This is a genomic window from Ochrobactrum sp. MYb379 (assembly GCF_037479515.1).
Lineage (GTDB): Bacteria > Pseudomonadota > Alphaproteobacteria > Rhizobiales > Rhizobiaceae > Brucella.
The window spans coordinates 221,093-239,315 of record NZ_JBBGYW010000004.1 but is presented as its reverse complement, the minus strand read 5'-3'; the positions used below and the strand labels follow the sequence as shown (position 1 = coordinate 239,315).

Here is an 18,223-nt window from a genome sequence, read left to right as displayed (position 1 = left end):
AAAAACTTAGTGGGCTCGACACGGGCCTACTTCAAACCATGTCACAGCACCAAGATGCAAAACTATAGTCGCCACATCCTCTCAGCCAAACTGATTATCACCACTCTGCAACACCCGTATCGCGGGCCAATAGCTTTTGAGCCACAGCAAAAATGCCGACGCCCATAAAACTGCCGCCAGCGCATAAGGCGAGCCCGGCAGCTCCGGTAAAAAACCCGTATCGGGCAAAATACGGAAAACAACGGCTGCAACAAGAAGGAAAATCGCAAATTTTGCGACGCGCGGTAGACCAAGCGTCTGATGCGTGTGCAGCAGACCCGCGATACAGAAGACTGCAAGAACACCAAGCCCCAGACCACCCATCAGAGCCACATGCACACCTGCAAGCTCGGGAATAGGTGCGCCGAGTTTGGCCGCACCGCTTAATAATAATCCGATACCCGCCAAGGCTGAAGAACCAGCAAGCGCTATGATTTCAGCGCGCAAAGCCTCTTTGCCGATATAGGCTTCGCCCACGCGGTCCATAAAAGCGGCACCCGCCGCAATCATCACATAGCCACATGTCTCAGGCGAGAAGCCAAACATATCGACCACAACTGCAATAACGATCAGCCCCGGCGCCAGATTGAGTCTGCCGGGATGCGGACGAAAAGGCGCCGTGCTTCGTGTTGGGTCCAGCACCAGATTGGTAATCGGCACCGTAATACGCGCCAGTGCAATGCCAAGAAGCCCGAGAAACACCAGTCCCGCGATGCGCAGCATCTGGCTTGCAAGCTCAATATTCTCAACAAAAAAACCATATCGCACCAGCGCCTCGCAGAGTGTCAGCGCCACAATCCAGCCGACGAATGCCAGTAGCCGGTCTGTGCGTCGCACAATCGTGAGTTTGAGCATGTAGGCAATAAGAAAGCCAAGCCATGCAAGGTCGGCTAATGCGCCAATAAGTCCAAGGCTGTCGGCACCCAGAAAACCGACCAGGCGGCCGGTCAACCATAGTGTTGCGAGTACCAAAAGCGGTCGGCCCTGAAGGCGCTTCGTGTCGGTCCATTCAGGCACTGCCGTGGTGAGAAAGCCGAGAAGTGCCGCACCAAAGGCACCGAAAATCATTTCATGCGCATGCCAAAGCGCAGGCGGCGTGGAGCGCACAAGCGGTAGATCGAGACCAAAAACCAGCACCCACTGAAAAGGCCAGATAGCTGCATAAAGTGCTGCGAGCGGGAAGAAAAGCCGAAAGCCTTCATCCGTCAATATGGCCAATAATGGCTGTGCGGGCCGCTCCGTGATGGCAGTCATGGCCGTCTCCGCTCATCGACATCATCAATATGACGGAAAATTGGATCGTATTTGAGAAAATCCTGCACAAGCACAAACACGTCGTCATCAGAGCGTTGGCCCGGCAACAGCGGTAGCCTACGTTCGCCCGTAATACCGTTGCCATCACTGTTGAGCACAACAATGCGATGCGCGATACGGGCCGCTTCCATGAGATCATGAGTGACGAATATTGAACCGAAGCGCGTTGTTCGCCCGGCATCAATGATGATGTCTTGCATCCGGCGTTTGAGAGCGACATCGAGCGCGGTAAAGGGTTCGTCGCAGAACAGGAAGTCCGGTTCAATGACCAGCGCACGCGCAATGGCGACACGCTGCTGCATTCCGCCCGAAAGTTCAGACGGATATTTATCAAGATCAGCTAACTCGAAAGCAACACGATTTGCTGCACGTTTCACAGCCTCATCACGGTCCCGACGCTTCATGCCTGCAATGCGCAGCGGATAGCCAATATTATCATTGGCAGTTGCCCAAGGCAGCAAACGCGGGTCCTGGAAAATCATGCCATGCTGGCTGTAATTGCGCCTGATGCGCCCACGGCGCTGATCGACAATGCCAGCGGCGATATGGATCAGTGTGCTTTTACCGCAGCCTGACGGCCCCACCAGCGCGACTATTTCAGCCGCTTCTACATCGAGACTGATATGATCGAGCACCGTGCGCCCGAAATAAGCATGTCCGATACGATCAAGTTCCAGCACTGTCATGACAACCACCTCAACGCTTAACGCCCCATGGTTGGGCTGCAACACGCCAGCGTTCGAATTCTGCACGCACTGGATGGATCAGCCCGTATTCGATCACGATCAGCGCGGTTACCGCTATCAGCACCCAGGCAAGCGAACCGGCAATATCGAGATTGGCACGACTGCGCGCCAGTTCACCGCCGATGCCGCCGACATTGGCCAGTAGTTCTGCCATGACCGCCACTTTGAAGGCCGAGCCGAGCGATACCGCGAGCGCAGGAAACAGATAGGCCGAAACATGGCGCAGACTAAGTGTCGTCTGACGCTTTAAGCCACTTGCACCAAAGGCGCGCGCCATATCATCAAGCTTACGATCACGGGTCATGATGCCTTCGGCCACAGATACGAAAATCAGTGGCGATGACGATACGAGAATGGTCATAGCAACAGTAACATCTGTTGAACCAAACCAGATCATTGCAAGCACGATCCATGCGATGGGCGGAACCCCAAGCAATACTGTGACAAGCGGTCTTGCCAAACGCAGAACTGCCGGAAAATAACCCGCCATGAGACCAAGACCTGCACCAAAAGCAGCTGCAAAAGCAAAGCCATTCAGCGCGCGACGCGTCGTCATAAACGTGAGTTCCCATGCGTGCTGATCACCCAGCAATCCGATTGCAGCGTGAAACGTCGCTAAGGGCGATGGCAGGATAAAATCGCCATAGGTCTCATGTCCGAACTGCCAAAGTGCTGCCAACAACATCAAAGCTGCGAGGCCCGACCATGCGGACCAGAGAAAGCGTCCTGTCCTCCCTACCCTTTCAGCCCAGCTTGTCATTGTGTTTCCAATTAAAGATAGAACCCGTCATCCGGCAATTTTCCGGCGATAATCGCAGGATCATTTGATGCAAGCGTTTCAAGCATCGTTTCAATTGCGGGCCGTGCCTTGCTGGCACGCGTTGCCATAAGACGCGACGTTGCGATGGATGCGGCAAGAACCGGTTCGGGAAAATCAAGAGACTGCGCTGCAATGCTCGCAGCCTTGGCAGCATCAGCATTCACGCGCTGCGAAGCGGCTTCAAGAGCGCTCTGCAAACGATCGGCCAAATCTGGATGTTCTATAAGGAGCTTATCTGTCAGCACCAATCCTGCTTGCGGTAGAGTAGGTGCCTTCCCCGTCACCTCTCCCCAGAGTTTTTGCACGTCGATGGTGCGGCTGATATCTTTGCCCGCGGTTTTGCCAAGCATTATAGCAGCAGAAATTGCTGGCTCAGGCGCAAGAACCGCATCGACCTTGCCTGTCAGAAGCATCTGCATTGCCTCAATCGGCGACGACGTATTCTCAAGGGAAATATCTTTCTCAGGCGCTAATCCGTAATGAGCAAGCAAGCGCTTGAAAACAAGGTCAGGCATGTCATTCCTGAATGGCACAGCCAGCCGCTTGCCTTTAAGGGCAGGAATTGAGTTAAGCTCTGTATCGTCTGAAACAATGTAAATCAGGCCATCGGTCATCGTGTTGAGAAGCTTGAGCTTCATGCCACGATTATAAAGATTTGCCGCTACCTGAACCGGCAGCACCACCGCCGACATTGTGCCAGAGGTGAGACCGGCACGCATTTCATCAGGGCTGCGCCAGACTTTGAAACTGGTCTTGTTGGCAAGGCCATTGAGTTCACCTGATGCCAGCGCCTCGGCCAGAATGATCGACGGACCGGCGGGCGGCCCATAGATCACCAGCTCATCGAGTGTGTCAGCGCGTGCTGAGCCTAAGCCGCCCATCAGTTGAGATGCCAGTAAGCCTGTCGGAATGGCGGCAAGGCCAGCAAGCAAAGCACGTCTGTTCAAGGGCGCAGCCATCGCAGCTCTCAGCGTTTCACTCATTGTCCACTCCAATGGGGTTCAGATTTTTCCCACTATTATAGTTGTGGTTAGCGGCCCTCTTTGATTTAGATCAAAGAAGAGAATTTCCCTCATGTTTATTTACCGCCTGTCACTCTGAGCGCGGGGCGCTCGCAATTGCAGGGGAATATTCATGCTCATCAAACAGAGAGCGCCTAAGCCAGAGGTCTTTCATCAAAAGCGAATGCTGCAACTTCTGACATCGACCGGATTGATATTGATCAGCGCGTGCGGCTTTGCTCTGGCACAATCAGCATTGCCCGGATCAACGATTGTGCTCGATCCGATCGTCATTGGTGCCGACGACAATGCGGCGCTAAAAAAGCGCTTCGATGCGATGCCGGGTGGGGTTGCACTTGTCGAACAGAGTGATCGGGTCGTCACCGCAAACGAGACTGTGTCACGCGCACTGCGTTCTGTTCCGGGCGTGGTTGTACAGAACTTCTTTGGCGGCAACGACCAGCCACGAATTCAGATACGAGGTTCCGGCCTGCAACAAAATCCGGTCGAGCGCGGCATTCTGATGCTTCAGGACGGATTACCGCTCAATCGCGCAGACGGCTCTTACGCGGTCGGATTTGCAAATCCCAGCCTTGCAGAAACGATAGAAGTCTATCGCGGCTATATGGCCAATCGGCTCGGCGCTTCCGTACTGGGTGGAGCGCTTAATTTTGTATCACCGACAGGCGTGCAATATCAGGGAGTACAGGGAACGGTCAGCGGCGGTTCATTCGGACAGGTTGGCGTTTCTGGCAAAGTAGGCTTCCAGACCGGCACGACGGATGGGCTGTTTCAGGCAGACTACACACGCCGCGACGGCTTCCGCGATTATAATCAATCTGAACGCGTGAGCGTAGGCGGCAATGTGGGCTTCGAGGTCACGGATAACATCAAAACCCGCTTCTTCTGGGGTTATACTGACCTTGGCTTTGATGTGTCGGGGCCACTCACCAAACGCCAGCTCGAATCCAATCCCCGTCAGGTTCACACCGGCCCGACAGTTACCCCTGGCGGCGCGATCAATCCCGGCCCCAATGTTCTGCGTGACAGGCCACGACGCGATGCAAAACAATTTCTGATCGGTTCACGCACCACAGCCGAATTCGATGCACATCTCTTTGATGTCGCCATGGGATACACCTACACGGACGATACCTTCCGCTTCCCTATTTCCGCAGGGATCCGTGAAACCAAAGGTGGCGATTTCACCGGCGTTGTGCGTTACGCCTATAGCCCTGACGATGCTGCACCTCTGCCGCTGTTTGAGACCACCGCGCAGTATTCCATCGGTTCGGCAGATCGCAATTATTACCTCAATCAATCCGGTACACAGGGCGCGCAGTTCGGTGAAAACGATCTCGATGCCAGCACACTTTCGCTTCATGCAGGGTTCAACGTGCCCGTTAACGACACAATCACCGTTTCGCCTGCGCTTTCCTACGCCTATGCAACGCGCAAGAACGACGACACTTACGGCCTTTCGACGCGGCCAACCATTGCCTACAATCCAGCTAATCCTACTGTGCGTTTGCCTAGCGGCGCAGTGCCAACGAACAATAACAGCTACGACCGCAATTATCAGGGCTGGAGCCCAAGCCTTGGCGTGAGCTACAAGCCAGATGATATCAACACTTTCTTTGCAGCCGTCAGCCGTAGCTTTGAACCGCCCACACATGACGATCTTCTGGCAACCATCAATGGCACGCCTAACAGCAGTGCCGGACGACCAACGCCCGGAGCGCCTTTTGCGGTTGCCGATGCTTTCCGCATACCCGACCTTGATGCGCAGAGCGCAACAACCATTGAAGCCGGCTGGCGCTCCGAAATGGGTCAGTTTGCTTGGGATGTGACAACTTATTATTCATGGGTCAATAATGAACTGCTGAGCTTACGCGATGTTACCGGCGCGTCACTTGGCGCGATCAATGCTGATGATACACGGCATTTTGGTATCGAGCTTGGACTTGCAGCACGGATTACAGACCATATAACGGGACGCATTGCTTATACCTATCAGGACTTCCGCTTCCATGATGATCCACTTCGCGGTGACAACCAGCTTGCCGGTGCGCCGCGCCAGATCATCAACACCGTACTCAATTATGAAGTGAACGAACGCTGGACTTTGCAGGGGGCTGTTCAATGGGTGCCAGAGAAAACGCCTGTCGATAACATGAATACGCTTTATTCTGACCCCTATGCCGTGGTTGATCTGCGCACGGAGTTGAAAATCAGTGAAAATCTACTGTTCTTCGGCGAAGTCACCAATGTCTTTGACGAAAAATACGCAAGCTCAACTCTCATTGTTGATCAGGCAAGGGCCGATCAGGCAGCGTTCCTTCCCGGTGACGGACGCGGGTTTTTTGTTGGCCTAAAAGCCAAATATTAAGTCATCCAATGCCCCCTTATCTGCAACGAATATGCAAAAGGGGGCATAACGCTATTTCATTCATGCGTTGTGTCTGATAGCCAGTTCCCTGCCCCAATGTTTGCTCTTCGCATAAATTTGCGGGTGACCGGAGTAGGAAATGGCCACCGACACACCCTTGAAAATACTGGTGCGCGAAATGCCCGTCTTTTCAGGCATGGATGCGCCCGCTTTTGAAAAGCTTCTCGACCAATCGACCCATAGAACAGTTCCACAAGGGCATACTGTTTTTCAGCAGGGCGAAGAGGCCAAACTTTTTTACATCCTGGTCCATGGACGTCTGAAAGTGACGCAGGTGACAGCTGACGGACAACAGCTGATTGTGCGCGTGGTCAACCCCGGCGATCTGTTTGGATTTGCGCTTGCTCTGGGTCGCAAGGACTACCCCGGAACTCCGTTTGCTTTGGTCGATAGCAGAGTTCTTGCATGGCCAATGGACCTGATGAGCGAGTTCATGGCACGCCATCCAACACTGGCCGTCAAAACAATGCAAATGATCGGCAGTCGTCTGGATGCGGCTCATTCGCGTATTCGCGAAATTTCTACGCAGGAAGTCGAACAACGTGTGGCTCATGCGATCATCCGGCTTGCTGATGAAGCGGGTGTGAAAGAAGATAGCGGTATCCGAATTGATTTTCCTGTCTCAAGGCAAGATATTGCGGAGCTGACAGGCACCACTTTGCACACGGTCTCACGCATTATTAGCCAGTGGCAAGGCAAAGGCTTGGTTGAAGGCGGTAGAAAATCGCTTATTGTGCGCGATCTCAAGCGACTGAAACACATAGCGACCAGCGATTTCTGATCTTTTCTCTCCACTATTGAAATCTGTTTGATCCCAATCAAAGAGCGCGACCGAAAGGCATTCTAAATTTTCATCGCACTGGTGAATGGCATCTTTCCGAAACTGCCCAAGCCAGCTTTGGAGATCAACAAAATGCGTAAATGTGCTATTTCCTTCGCCGCAGCGGCCCTTAGCCTGATGATGGTGGCCCCCGTTATGGCTGAAAATATCGAAGTCCATATGCTCAACAAAGGCGCAGACGGCGCCATGGTTTTCGAGCCTTCTTACATTAAGGCCAATCCCGGCGACACGATCACGTTTATTCCCACTGACAAGGGCCACAATGTCGAGTCGATCAAAGGAATGATCCCCGAAGGCGTTGAAGCTTTCAAAAGTAAGATCAATGAAAATTACACACTGAACGTCACACAACCCGGCGCTTATTTCGTTAAATGCACACCGCATTATGCCATGGGCATGGTGGCTCTGCTGGTTGTCGGCGACAACCCTTCAAACCTGGAACAGATCGTTGCAGCCAAGAAGCCAAAACCAGTGCAGGCACGGCTCGAGAAAGCAATCGCCAGCGCACAGTAACAGGCTGTTGGAAATTGCAGATATTGGTCAGGTGACGAGGATATTATGACAAGACAGGAAGGCCTGCTGGCCACCCCCGCAGTGATGCCCTCCGAACGACGCGGCGCAATTGCGCGGGGGTTTAAAAAGACCGGACCCGCAATTTTCAGCTACGGCTTCCGCCCATTTTTTCTGGGTGGAGCCATCTGGGCAGTTCTGGCCATGCTGCTCTGGATATTCTCGCTCACCATAGGCCTTTCGGTCGGCGGTGCCTATGGCGCGCTCAACTGGCATGCCCATGAAATGGTGTTCGGCTTTTCTTCCGCAGTTCTTGCTGGCTTTTTGCTGACCGCAGTACCCAACTGGACCGGCAGATTACCCGTTTCCGGCATGCCACTCGCTCTGCTATTCGGAGCATGGTTTGTCGGTCGGTTGGTGTTTCTCAATCCGGATATAACGAATATCTATGTCGCGGTTACCATTGAGAGCCTCTTCCTGCCCTTACTTCTTTTCATCTGCGCGCGTGAAATCGTTGCAGGTCGTCAATGGAAAAACCTTAAAGTTTTGATTGCTGTAGCTGTCGTTACACTTGCTAATCTGACCTTTCACTATCTGGCACTGAGCGGCGGTGATGTGGCGATGGCAAACCGTATTGGGGTCAGTGCCTATGTGCTTCTGATCATGCTGATTGGCGGTCGCATTATTCCAAGTTTCACCCGCAACTGGCTTAACAAAGCCGGATTAACGCAGTTTCCAACCTCGTTTAACCGCTATGACGGCTTGTGCATTATTGTAGGAGCAGTGACCTGCGTTGCCTGGGTGGCGGCACCGGAATCTTCAATCACTGCCATTCTCGCTATCATCACTGCCGTTCTTCATACAATCCGACTTTACCGTTGGCGAGGCTGGAGTGTGGCGCGCGAAAAGCTGCTGCTCGTTTTGCACATTGCCTATGCCTTTGTACCTCTTGGTTACATTGCGATCGCTTGCTCAGCGCTTGGCCATCTCAATCCATTTTCCGCACTTCACATCATGACGGTGGGTGTTATCGGTTGCATGATGTTAGCCGTCATGACGCGAGCCACACGCGGACATACAGGCAGACCATTGACGGCAACTCTAACAACACAAATTGCCTATCTCTGCATTATTCTCGCGGCACTTACTCGCCCATTTGCAGAAATGATGCCGAACTTCTTCCATACATTCCTCGCAGGCTCAGCACTGCTATGGATGCTCGCCTTCGGTCTCTATGTTCTCGAATATGGCCCAATGCTCTCACGCAAACGAAAAACGTGAATATAAAACTGGATTGAAGAACGACTGTATTATGAAACTGTCGCTTCTGCATCACTATTATGTTCGGTGCATCAATTTGAGAATGATCGAGTTTAGCGATAACTTATCGTCTGCTCGTTTCAAATCACGAACCAGTAAGCAGCTTTGCTGCTTTAGTGTCCTGGCGGCTTTGAGCAATCACATGAAACAATTATGCGTTCTGATCAATTGAGTGGCATGACCATCATTTTTACGCTTTTTGCCGACGGAGGTTAGAAAGAAACTATCTTTGCACATCGGGACTTGCTTATTCATTAGCATCAACTATCAGGATCACCTTGTGCAATATGAGTGTGACTGACCCAGCACAGTGCTTATTATAAAATAGTACCGCCCCCAAATCAGATCCGCTTAAGATTTATGGGGAGCTGGGAGGATTTAAATTCCAAGTCTAGAAACTAACACAGCGACGTCACTTTGGTACACCGAGGAACAATTCTGGATTGGAGTGCTGTAACCGTAAATATATTACAGCCAATCTCCCAAAGCATTCCCTCGAGAAATCACTGCCTTATCAATGATGGATCAGATTAATTTGCAGTTTCGACCCTGTGGCCTCTGCGTACCGACGCAATGTCGAAATGGACGGAGAAACTTTACCACCTTCAAGTCTAGCAATGGCCGATTGGGTCGTGCCAATACGTTTCGCTACATCGGCTTGCGACATCTTTGCGTCGGTTCTCGCCCTCACAAGAGCTTCGACAAGAGCAAAATCTGCATCCGCTTTTTCATATTCCTTCTGAAATTCCGGATCGCTCATAAGGCGCTTTTTAAGGTCTGCTATCCTGGTCATGGCTTTACCTGCTTCATTCGCTGCCTCGCTAAATTTAAGGCGCTCTTAGGTGTTTTCTGCGTTTTCTTGACAAAAACATGAAGAATGACAACGCGGCGTCCGGCAACAGTAACGTAAAAACCCCGCGCAATTCCTTCCATTGCTTTAGCGCGAAGCTCCCAGAGCTTTCCCTCTAGGTGCTTAACATGAGGTTCATGCAGTTGTTCTAAACCAACATTCTCGACCATTTCCATTAAACGGATGAGTCGTGCCTGCAATCCAGCGGGAAGCTCCTCGATTTCAGCATCCACAGTGTCGTCAAGCGTTTCAACTATCCATCGCATATTTGCTATATAGCGCAAAAGAGATAGTCTTTCAAGCCGAAATGGACGCATTCAACCAATGCAGAATTCAATGCCCGAGTTTTCCAATCGTACTGCTCCGCATAGTTTGGAATATTTGATCGCCAGTCAGGATTCTCAATCGCCACCTACCGCACTAACGACTACAATGAACCATGCAAAAAGAAGTTTACCCAATAGGTTTGGCCGTATGTCTTTTCAAAGATCTGATGTCAAAACGGCTTACCACTACGCTCACTTCAATCGTCAATGGCCATAAGCAGAGCCAGATCGACCAACTATTACCATGAAATTATACCGGCGCGGTGGGAGTGAGACACACTTACCATTAAAGACCTTGCTGCACCATTTGCATGCTGCATCACTGGGTTTGACTTGCTTTCCCCACTGGGAAATCTCGGATCCGTGAGATTTGAGCGATGCGTCCGGCGTGCTTGATTGCGGATTTAAAACATGGCCTTATCTGCATCGGCGATACTCAAATGGCCGATTTTAGCATTGGGTTTTTAGCTTGTCAGTCTACTTACGTTCTTCCAAAAGCTTGATAAGGCGCTCGTGCGTTTTCTTCATATCGTAGAGATGCTCTATAACCATGCCGAGGCAGATCAATACCAAGCCTGATAAACATAAGCTCATGCCGCAAGACAGCAGAACAAGCCTGTCACTCCCCGTCGTCGCAACGCCGAAAACAGCAATCGTCAATCCGGGGATTATTGCCAGTATTCCGATAATTTTTATGAACATGCCCATAATCACCCCCTGTTTGCCGTAAGCTGGCAGAGGCGCGGCGGGTGGTCAAGCACAAGCTTATGGTTTCAGGATAGTTCGAAAGTGAGTCTGCATAAAACTATGCGCCTCTCGCTATTGTTCAGGCGACCCGTGCTAGCATCTTGCCTGCGGTCTAAATCTGGTTACTACTAACTGGATTGGCGATGAGGGGTTCATATGCAGCCGTTGGATATATTGTGGGTCGGCCTCGGAGGCGGGCTTGGCTCGTTGTTTCGGTGGTGGGTTGGTAAACTGGCTGGTGAAAGCTATCAGGGGAAATTTCCGCTCGGAACATTCTTGATCAACGTAACAGGCGCGTTTGCCATAGGTTTTCTGTCAGTGTTGTTTTCTGTCGAGTGGTATGAGCGCTTTGGCGATATCTTGAAAGCTGGCATTCTAACCGGCTTTCTCGGCGGTTATACGACGTTCAGTTCGATGCAGCTCGATGCAGTGAAGCTGGCGCGTGAACAATACCAGAGTTTGGCCATCGTTTATCTTTTCGGATCTGTTATTGCCGGTTTGGCCGCAGCAGCCTTCGGTGCCTTGTTAGCAAGATGGATAGGGTGAGGGTGTCGCGATGATTAATACAATCATATTCGTTTTCGTCGGCGGCGCTGTGGGTGCCATGCTCCGTGAATTTCTAATGTTGGGCGTGCCAAACCTTTCAGATGGCATTCCGATGTCAATCCTTGTCGCTAACGTCGTTGCTTCTTTTGTGCTCGGACTTACGACCAGCCTTTATCAGAAAGGCACGCTCAGCCAAGGCGTTAACACATTAGTAGCGACGGGCATAATGGGTGGGCTTTCGACCTTCTCCAGCTTTGTTTACGGGGCATATGTGCTCATGTCAGGGTCGACAGTCGGAATGATGTCAGCGTTGCTCTATTTGGCGTTGAGTATCGTGCTCGGTTATATCGCTGTCACTCTAGGCTTGCGCTTGGGTAATCGTAGTTAGGCATTGCGCTTCCCAGTGAGGAGTTTCCCAAGTGAAGCGGCGTGAACAAGGATTCTGATGTCAATATAAGACAACAACCATCACCTCGAAAAGGCCTTGCCGGTGCATGCCGTCCGGCAATATTAGCAGAAAAGGATTCCAGTTTATTGCCAGTCTCAATCTTGCGGGAGCCCGTAGGATGAACGCGGTCTGCCAATTTCCGCGAGCAGGTTGCTCCGGTCTAAGCAAGGTCTCCAGCCTGCGTCTCTCGTGCGTCCACAGCGAATGACTGCCGATTTACATCATGGCCTTATCTGCGTCCGCAACGGTCAATACGGCTCCATCTGATCAACGTGAATGTTGCCATCATTGTAGATTTGGATTGTCAAATCAGGATTGCCTTCGATGATTTCATATTCAACCCCCTGCCGCATTTTCCATTGATAGCCCTTTTCAGGATGGCCCGAAGAAACAGGCTCCCATTTCATTTCAGAAATTGGCTTGCCTTCGCCCCACCTATTTTCTTTGCTGGCAAATACTTTGCTCGGAGTGTCGCCCTTATCCCGCAGGTTGAAATCGTAATAGTTCTTACGGTCTTGCAACAGAATTGCTTTTGCATCGGTGAGCTTAACGCCCTTGCTATCGACCTTATCCTTCTCACTGATATGAGCAGTGTAGCTATCAATGAGCTTAGGTTCAGCCGTTTGCTGCGTGCGTCGGTATATGTGGTGAACTGCTGCCTTTGGACGCATCATTTGTTGTACATGCCGTGATCGATGCAACTGCGCAGATGCCTACAGTGATTAGAACCAATTGCTTCATGGTAGCCCTGTTTTCCACAAGCTGGCAGAGGCGCGGCGGGTGGTCAACGGTGAAAGATAGCTCCAAACCAGCGAGGGCTGGGCTGGTCCGCGGGTCTATTTTGCCACTGAAATGCTTAATCGCTCATGACCACCTTGGAAAAACAAGCCGCGAGTTTCTCGTTGGCGCCGAGGTCCTTTGCAAATTTCACCAGCTTAGGCCCGTCCCCGTCATCAGCCATACCGCCCCAAACATCTTTGAACGTCGGCTTGCCAGAGGAATTGTCAAAGAAAAAATATCCGGGATCGGCCAAAGGCGTTGTGGCATAAACTACAGTCCAGTCACCCGACTGCATAAAACTGTCAACTTCGACCTTGGCTGGTTTGACCTTTTCTTTGAGGCTTTCAGAGATAAGTTTCGCGTATTTGGTCTTTCGGTCTTTCGTCAGTTGTTGATCTACTCCTGTGCAATCCACTGCTGCGGTCGCCGGGTGTGTGAACAGTGAGCCAGCCAAGACAATTAAAGCGAACCTCGTTATTGTGGACATATTCCGACCTCCTAAAATGCCTTTAAAGCGAACAGACTTGAGCCTACCGCTTGTTCGGTCGGATGAGCAATCGAAAAACCAAGCCAAAACAAAACCCCGGTGATTGGGCTGGGGCTTGTTTTATCAGGGGGGGTATAATTGGTTTTGTCGCAAACTTTTCATGTCTTATGATCTGTGCAACGAATTTTGTGGATTTCAGATTGAAGCGAGGCATTGGGAATGGTCGATTTCAAGGGGGCGCATCTCCCTTCAAGTGTCATACTTCATGCCGTGTTCTTTTACGCACGTGACCTGGTTTCCTATCGTGAACTTCAGGAAACAACGGCTGAACGTGGCGGAGAGATTGACCATACAACATTGAACTGATGGGTTGTTAAATACTCGCTGCAGATTTCGGCTCACGCACAAAGACGTAGACGGCCAACACTGGGTTGGTGGCGTTTTGATGAGACCTATAAAGGTCAAAGGGAAATGGACTTATCTCTAGCGAGCTGTTGATCGGGATGGCCAAACCCTTGATTTTATGCTCTCTGAGCGCCTGAACCTCGGCGCTACATGGTATTTCTTTAGAAAAGCCATCGTAAGCAATGATGTTCCGCACAAGATCGCCATTGATAAAAGCGGGGCCAATTTGGCTGGCGCACAGGCCATAAACACTATCCTGAAGATCGCGGGTACGGACAAGCTGATTGAATCCTACAGGTCAAATACCTCAACATTCTTGAGCAGGATCAGCGTTTCATCAAACAGATCATCAACCACATGTTGGGCTTCAAAGCCTTTCCGTCAGCGTCAGCTACAATCGCTTGCATCAATGTTGCTCAAATGATCCGCGAAAAGCAATTCGCAAACGACAATCGTTCGCCATTCGAGGTTTTTGCCGAGCTCGCAGCATAACTGTGTCCAGAGATAAGACCGCTTATAACACAATCAAAAATCTGCGACAAAACCCCACTGGCCCGCCTATCGGAACGCGACCTGCCCAAATTGTCGTGCCCGCTCGTCGAGGAAAACACCGCTTGATAACTGTGACCACAGTTTGGGTGACGTCGACCCATGTTCTCAGTGCGCGACAACACATAAGCGTTGCCGCTGCGGAAGATACCGACTTCGTTACAACGAGCCCGGTGTTGCCGGTTTGACGGGGATGGTCTATCGAAGATAGCTCGGACGCCTGCTGACACACGATAGAAAGACAATAGTTCTATGGCACGCAAGAACAGAGAAGATTTAGCTTCGCAGGACGTGGAGGCGGAGCCCGTCATCTGTGCATTGTGCGAGCGATCAATACCAGCCGAACAGATCGAGGACCACCACCTTATTCCCAAGAGTAAAGGTGGTAAAATTAAGGTTCCGTTGCACCGCATATGTCACAGCCACATCCACGCTGCCTTTACCGACGCTCAATTGGCGAAGAAGTTCTCGACGATTGCTGCTATTCTTGAGGACCCCACAATTCAGAAGTTTGTCGTTTGGGTGAAAACAAAATCGCCCGGCTTCGAGGACGAGGCAGAGAAGCGTGACCGCCGTCGCTGAAAGTTGGCCGCCAGACGACGCTGGATGATCATTTAGCTGAACTCTCGGCAAGTGACTATTCGGGGTCATCATATCACCGGAAGATATTCCCCACGCGCGAAACCGCCCCTGCCCGCTAATTCGGGAGGTTGAGTTCTTCGACGAAGGCGCAGCGCTGCGCGGCGTGTGATGTCAAGCTCTGCAGAAACAGGGGAAGGGGCAAGAGCCTTTCTACCGAATCTCAGGGGCGACAACAGGTAACCGAGGTAGATTTATAGGCGGTGATTTTGTTTTTGAGTCAAAGTCAAGAACATCGCTCGCGCAACCGCAAAAACAGAGTTTTGGCTAACTTATGAGCCAACCCGTTACTTCCATTGGCAGCGACGCCACTATTTGGCCTAAGGCGGACCATTGTCAGACGGATACTACGCGATTGCTGATGCCTCCCTCCCCGACTTGCGTGGAATACCCCCTTAAATATGTCGTGAACCAATCAATGAAGACGCGTGTCCGTCCGTTGAGCCTTCTCGATGGAGGATAGATGACCGAAACAGGTTCAGACAAGGTTGACCACTCATCCAACACAGTGATTAGCTCGCCGGATGCTAAAAGAGATTTCACCGTCGATTGGAAAGTCTGACCGATCCCCAGGCCGGTACGGATCATGTTGACCTGACCAGTGCTCTCGTTCGCCTGAATGTTTACCTTTCTGATTTCGATGCGCTCCCCTTCCTTCTCAAAAACGAGAGGCCGAGATTCCCCTGTTAGAGCGGAAAAGTATCCGATCAGCGTATGGTCCTTTTTAAGATCGGCGGGAGTGGAAGGTACCCCTTGATCTTTAAGGTAAGCGGCACTTGCGCAAGTTATTATACGGTCATCGTATATTTTACGGGCAATTAGAGTTGAGTCATGCAGTTTGCCCATGCGTATAACGCAATCAACACCTTCTTCGATAAGGCTGATGGGGCGGTCGCTGATGCCCACAGCAATCTGGATATCTGGATACAGAGCCTGAAACTCAGAAAGGGCGGGTATGAGCACCATATTTGCCATTGATGAATGTAAATCGACACGAACGCGACCACTTAAGCGATGACCTCGATTGCGCAGAGTTTCATCGACCTCTTCAAATCGAGAAATCAGAGGTGCGATGAGAGCATAATATTCCTCGCCTTCCTCCGTAAGTGACAGCGACCTGGTAGATCGCTGAATGAGGTTGGTTCCCAAGTCGGCCTCCAGGTCCGCGAGAAACTTGCTTGCAGTGGATTTTGGCATGTCCAACGTGCTGGCTGCGCGGCTCAATGACCCGGCTTCGACGGTACGAATAAATATACGAACAGCATTGTAACGATCCATCACGTTAACTTAAACCGCCACCGAGTAATTGTCCATACTCATGGATATAGAGTCCATCTGTTCGATCTTGTGGATAGTTCATGCAACTTCTACCTCTGCACCAACGAGTATTGGAGCAGTTATGTCTATGTCACACGATCACGACGCACTCTTATTTCAACGCTACGGCGACCAGTCCAAGCCCCACAATATTATCTGGAATCCGGTCACAGAATTACAGATCGCTCACAAGTCTGTCCGCACCTTCCTTCCCAAGCCACTGCCAGAAGGAGCGCTGGAAACGATGGTGGCTGCCGCTCAGTCGGCGTCAACTGGCTCAGCATTACAACAGTGGAGTCTGATATCTGTCACGGACAAAGCATTGAAGCAAAAGCTTTCCGACACCATCGCCCGAACCGTGCCAACGGATCGCATCCCATGGATTGAAGAATGTTCCGCCCTTCTTTTGTGGGTAGCCGACGGTTCACGAAGTGCGGAGATCACGGAGGAGAACGGTGAAGATGCCGTGGTTCTTGATCATCTGGATTCCTTCTTGATGGCGACAGTAGATACATCGCTCGCAGCGCAAAACGCTGCCTTGGCAGCGGAGTCCATGGGACTTGGCTTTGTCTATCTCGGTGTCATGCGAAACGCAGCGGAGGAAGTTGCGGACATCGTCGGCCTCCCACCTAACAGTTTTATCCCTTTTGGTATGGCTTTGGGCATCCCCGATCCGGCACGGCAAAGTGTACAACGTCCGCGACTGCCACAGTCTGTCGTGCTTCATGAGAACACTTATAACACAGATGAAGGCGGTGAGATTTTGGCTGACTACGAAGAGGCTTATCTGAGCTTCCGTAGCGGTCAACGCATGCGTCCACGAACATGGGCCGCAAGTGTAGTCGAGGCGATGACCAGTATGGATTACATGGGAGGCCGACAAAACTTGCGACGTTTTGTGGAGAAGGCCGGATACAAGCTGAAATAGCTTGACCGTTGCAACGTTCGCTACTTTTTTAAAAGGAATACAATAGTGAAAACTCTCTTCGATGAAGTGCAACTGGGCGATCGCCGCCTGAAAAACCGGGTTGCAATGGCTCCACTGACCCGTGCGCGGTCCTCTATACCCCTGGGATTTACACAAAGGAGCAAATTAATGGCTGGCGCTTGGTGACTGACAGTGTTCATGCGCTGGGAGGAACAATTTTCGCACAGCTCTGGCATGTAGGTCGCGTCTCTCACGTCTCAATCCAGGAAGATGGTAAATGTCCGGTAGGCGCGTCTGACAAAATCGCAAAGCCTGCGTGGACCTACGCCTATCAGAGCGACGGTACACCGGGTAAAATCGCTGCGTCGGAACCACGGGCGCTGACAACGGACGAAGTCAAGCGTGTGGTTCGTGACTTCGCAAATGCTGCCGCAAACGCGATTGAAGCAGGTTTTGATGGTGTCGAAATTCACGGGGCAAATGGGTACTTGCTTGAGCAATTCATGAACCCAAAAGTCAACGATCGAACAGACGAATATACCGGCGCAACCGTGGATGACCGACTAAAGTTCCCCCTTGAAGTTGTTGACGCAATCATCGAGCGCGTCGGTCGAAATCGAACTGCGATCCGAATCTCACCATATGCTAGATTTCGGCATGCCTCTATTTAATGATACAGAGGAAACTTTCGCCGTTTTTGTGAAAGAATTGGGAGCAAGGGGTATCGCCTATGTCCACGTCATGGATCATACTGAATCGAGCGTCAACGCTCCCGAGCCGTCGCCGCTCGCAAATCGGATCGAAATAATATTAAGGAATTACCGTTCACTGCTGCCGAAAGAAACTGTTCTCATGGTGGCAGGCGCCATGACTCGCGAGCGTGCAGATCGGCTTTTGGCTGAAGGTACGGTCGATATCATCGTGTTCGGTCGTTGGTTTATCTCTAATCCCGATTTAGTTGAGCGACTTCGCAATCATTGGCCGCTTAACGAGCCCAAACCTGAGATGTTCTACCCAAAGCCTCGAACATCCACGGATAAGTTGGGTGAGGGATACACCGACTACCCTCCCTTTATTCCTCAGAGCGATATGCGCTCGACTTAGAGAGAGTCGAGACGTGAATACCAAAACACACTAAAACCAGATACGATCACAGCGCGC

20 protein-coding genes and 1 pseudogene are annotated in these 18,223 nt (G+C 51.3%); 11 read left to right on the top strand and 10 right to left on the bottom strand.

All coding sequences use genetic code 11. The features are described 5' to 3' along the window. Positions 1 to 81 precede the first annotated feature (81 nt). From WH356_RS11095 to WH356_RS11080, 4 genes are read right to left on the bottom strand one after another with little or no spacing between them, the layout of a single operon-like run. The gene (locus WH356_RS11095; protein ID WP_339510723.1) at positions 82 to 1,293 is read right to left on the bottom strand and encodes an NnrS family protein; all 1,212 of its coding nucleotides are present in this window, start codon (positions 1,291 to 1,293) and stop codon (positions 82 to 84) included. Beyond that, positions 1,290 to 2,039, bottom strand: a complete 750-nt coding sequence (locus WH356_RS11090) for an ABC transporter ATP-binding protein (protein WP_339510721.1) — start codon at positions 2,037 to 2,039, stop codon at positions 1,290 to 1,292. The genes WH356_RS11095 and WH356_RS11090 overlap by 4 nt, the downstream gene beginning before the upstream one ends. Positions 2,040 to 2,049: 10 nt before the next feature. Beyond that, the gene (locus WH356_RS11085; RefSeq protein ID WP_339510719.1) at positions 2,050 to 2,859 is read right to left on the bottom strand and encodes an ABC transporter permease; all 810 of its coding nucleotides are present in this window, start codon (positions 2,857 to 2,859) and stop codon (positions 2,050 to 2,052) included. A gap of 11 nt (positions 2,860 to 2,870) precedes the next feature. Beyond that, positions 2,871 to 3,902: an ABC transporter substrate-binding protein gene (locus WH356_RS11080; RefSeq protein ID WP_339510717.1), complete on the bottom strand. Its 1,032-nt coding sequence runs from the start codon at positions 3,900 to 3,902 to the stop codon at positions 2,871 to 2,873. 151 nt (positions 3,903 to 4,053) lie between these two features. Between WH356_RS11080 and WH356_RS11075 the strand changes: the two genes are divergently transcribed. The 4 genes from WH356_RS11075 (at position 4,054) to WH356_RS11060 (ending at position 9,001) form a co-directional block, all read left to right on the top strand. Continuing rightward, positions 4,054 to 6,309 carry a TonB-dependent receptor family protein gene (locus WH356_RS11075; protein ID WP_445253659.1) on the top strand — a complete coding sequence of 752 codons (2,256 nt, stop codon included), beginning with the start codon at positions 4,054 to 4,056 and terminating at the stop codon, positions 6,307 to 6,309. A gap of 139 nt (positions 6,310 to 6,448) precedes the next feature. Further along, positions 6,449 to 7,150, top strand: a complete 702-nt coding sequence (locus tag WH356_RS11070; RefSeq protein WP_310016294.1) for a Crp/Fnr family transcriptional regulator — start codon at positions 6,449 to 6,451, stop codon at positions 7,148 to 7,150. Between the two features lie 132 nt (positions 7,151 to 7,282). Further along, positions 7,283 to 7,723, top strand: a complete 441-nt coding sequence (locus tag WH356_RS11065) for a pseudoazurin (protein ID WP_339510713.1) — start codon at positions 7,283 to 7,285, stop codon at positions 7,721 to 7,723. A gap of 45 nt (positions 7,724 to 7,768) precedes the next feature. Further along, the gene (locus tag WH356_RS11060) at positions 7,769 to 9,001 is read left to right on the top strand and encodes an NnrS family protein (RefSeq protein WP_339510711.1); all 1,233 of its coding nucleotides are present in this window, start codon (positions 7,769 to 7,771) and stop codon (positions 8,999 to 9,001) included. 553 nt (positions 9,002 to 9,554) lie between these two features. Here WH356_RS11060 and WH356_RS11055 read toward each other — a convergent pair. From WH356_RS11055 to WH356_RS11045, 3 genes are all read right to left on the bottom strand, one after another. Further along, a complete protein-coding gene (locus WH356_RS11055) occupies positions 9,555 to 9,833 on the bottom strand; it encodes a helix-turn-helix domain-containing protein (RefSeq protein ID WP_339510709.1) in 279 nt (92 codons plus the stop codon). Then, the gene (locus WH356_RS11050; RefSeq protein ID WP_339510707.1) at positions 9,830 to 10,207 is read right to left on the bottom strand and encodes a type II toxin-antitoxin system RelE/ParE family toxin; all 378 of its coding nucleotides are present in this window, start codon (positions 10,205 to 10,207) and stop codon (positions 9,830 to 9,832) included. Before WH356_RS11050 ends, WH356_RS11055 begins: the two co-directional genes overlap by 4 nt. A 486-nt stretch (positions 10,208 to 10,693) precedes the next feature. Next, positions 10,694 to 10,924: a hypothetical protein gene (locus WH356_RS11045; RefSeq protein ID WP_339510706.1), complete on the bottom strand. Its 231-nt coding sequence runs from the start codon at positions 10,922 to 10,924 to the stop codon at positions 10,694 to 10,696. A gap of 195 nt (positions 10,925 to 11,119) precedes the next feature. Between WH356_RS11045 and crcB the strand changes: the two genes are divergently transcribed. Together crcB and WH356_RS11035 are read left to right on the top strand one after the other, a co-directional pair. Continuing rightward, positions 11,120 to 11,509: a fluoride efflux transporter CrcB gene (gene crcB / locus WH356_RS11040; RefSeq protein WP_339510704.1), complete on the top strand. Its 390-nt coding sequence runs from the start codon at positions 11,120 to 11,122 to the stop codon at positions 11,507 to 11,509. Positions 11,510 to 11,519: 10 nt separating this feature from the next. Beyond that, positions 11,520 to 11,897 carry a CrcB family protein gene (locus WH356_RS11035; protein ID WP_339510702.1) on the top strand — a complete coding sequence of 126 codons (378 nt, stop codon included), beginning with the start codon at positions 11,520 to 11,522 and terminating at the stop codon, positions 11,895 to 11,897. A gap of 308 nt (positions 11,898 to 12,205) precedes the next feature. Here the strand turns inward: WH356_RS11035 and WH356_RS11030 are convergent, their stop codons facing one another. Both WH356_RS11030 and WH356_RS11025 read right to left on the bottom strand, forming a co-directional pair. Next, positions 12,206 to 12,631 carry a hypothetical protein gene (locus tag WH356_RS11030; RefSeq protein ID WP_339510700.1) on the bottom strand — a complete coding sequence of 142 codons (426 nt, stop codon included), beginning with the start codon at positions 12,629 to 12,631 and terminating at the stop codon, positions 12,206 to 12,208. Positions 12,632 to 12,813: 182 nt separating this feature from the next. Beyond that, entirely contained in the window at positions 12,814 to 13,224 is a 411-nt protein-coding gene (locus WH356_RS11025) for a hypothetical protein (protein WP_339510698.1), read from the bottom strand. Positions 13,225 to 13,443: 219 nt separating this feature from the next. Here WH356_RS11025 and WH356_RS11020 point away from each other — a divergent pair. Together WH356_RS11020 and WH356_RS11015 are read left to right on the top strand one after the other, a co-directional pair. Further along, positions 13,444 to 14,121, top strand: a pseudogene (locus tag WH356_RS11020) (IS6 family transposase). A 309-nt stretch (positions 14,122 to 14,430) separates the two neighbouring features. Then, a complete protein-coding gene (locus tag WH356_RS11015) occupies positions 14,431 to 14,760 on the top strand; it encodes an HNH endonuclease (RefSeq protein WP_339510696.1) in 330 nt (109 codons plus the stop codon). Between the two features lie 393 nt (positions 14,761 to 15,153). On the opposite strand, the gene WH356_RS11010 is transcribed toward WH356_RS11015, so the two are convergent. Continuing rightward, positions 15,154 to 16,095: a LysR family transcriptional regulator gene (locus tag WH356_RS11010; RefSeq protein ID WP_339510694.1), complete on the bottom strand. Its 942-nt coding sequence runs from the start codon at positions 16,093 to 16,095 to the stop codon at positions 15,154 to 15,156. A gap of 121 nt (positions 16,096 to 16,216) precedes the next feature. On the opposite strand from WH356_RS11010, the gene WH356_RS11005 reads away from it, so the two are divergent. The 3 genes from WH356_RS11005 (at position 16,217) to WH356_RS10995 (ending at position 18,166) form a co-directional block, all read left to right on the top strand. Then, a complete protein-coding gene (locus WH356_RS11005; RefSeq protein WP_339510692.1) occupies positions 16,217 to 17,062 on the top strand; it encodes a nitroreductase family protein in 846 nt (281 codons plus the stop codon). A 182-nt stretch (positions 17,063 to 17,244) separates the two neighbouring features. Next, the gene (locus tag WH356_RS11000) at positions 17,245 to 17,733 is read left to right on the top strand and encodes an oxidoreductase (protein ID WP_445253658.1); all 489 of its coding nucleotides are present in this window, start codon (positions 17,245 to 17,247) and stop codon (positions 17,731 to 17,733) included. Then, positions 17,720 to 18,166: an oxidoreductase gene (locus WH356_RS10995; RefSeq protein ID WP_339510691.1), complete on the top strand. Its 447-nt coding sequence runs from the start codon at positions 17,720 to 17,722 to the stop codon at positions 18,164 to 18,166. Before WH356_RS11000 ends, WH356_RS10995 begins: the two co-directional genes overlap by 14 nt. Positions 18,167 to 18,223: the final 57 nt, after the last annotated feature.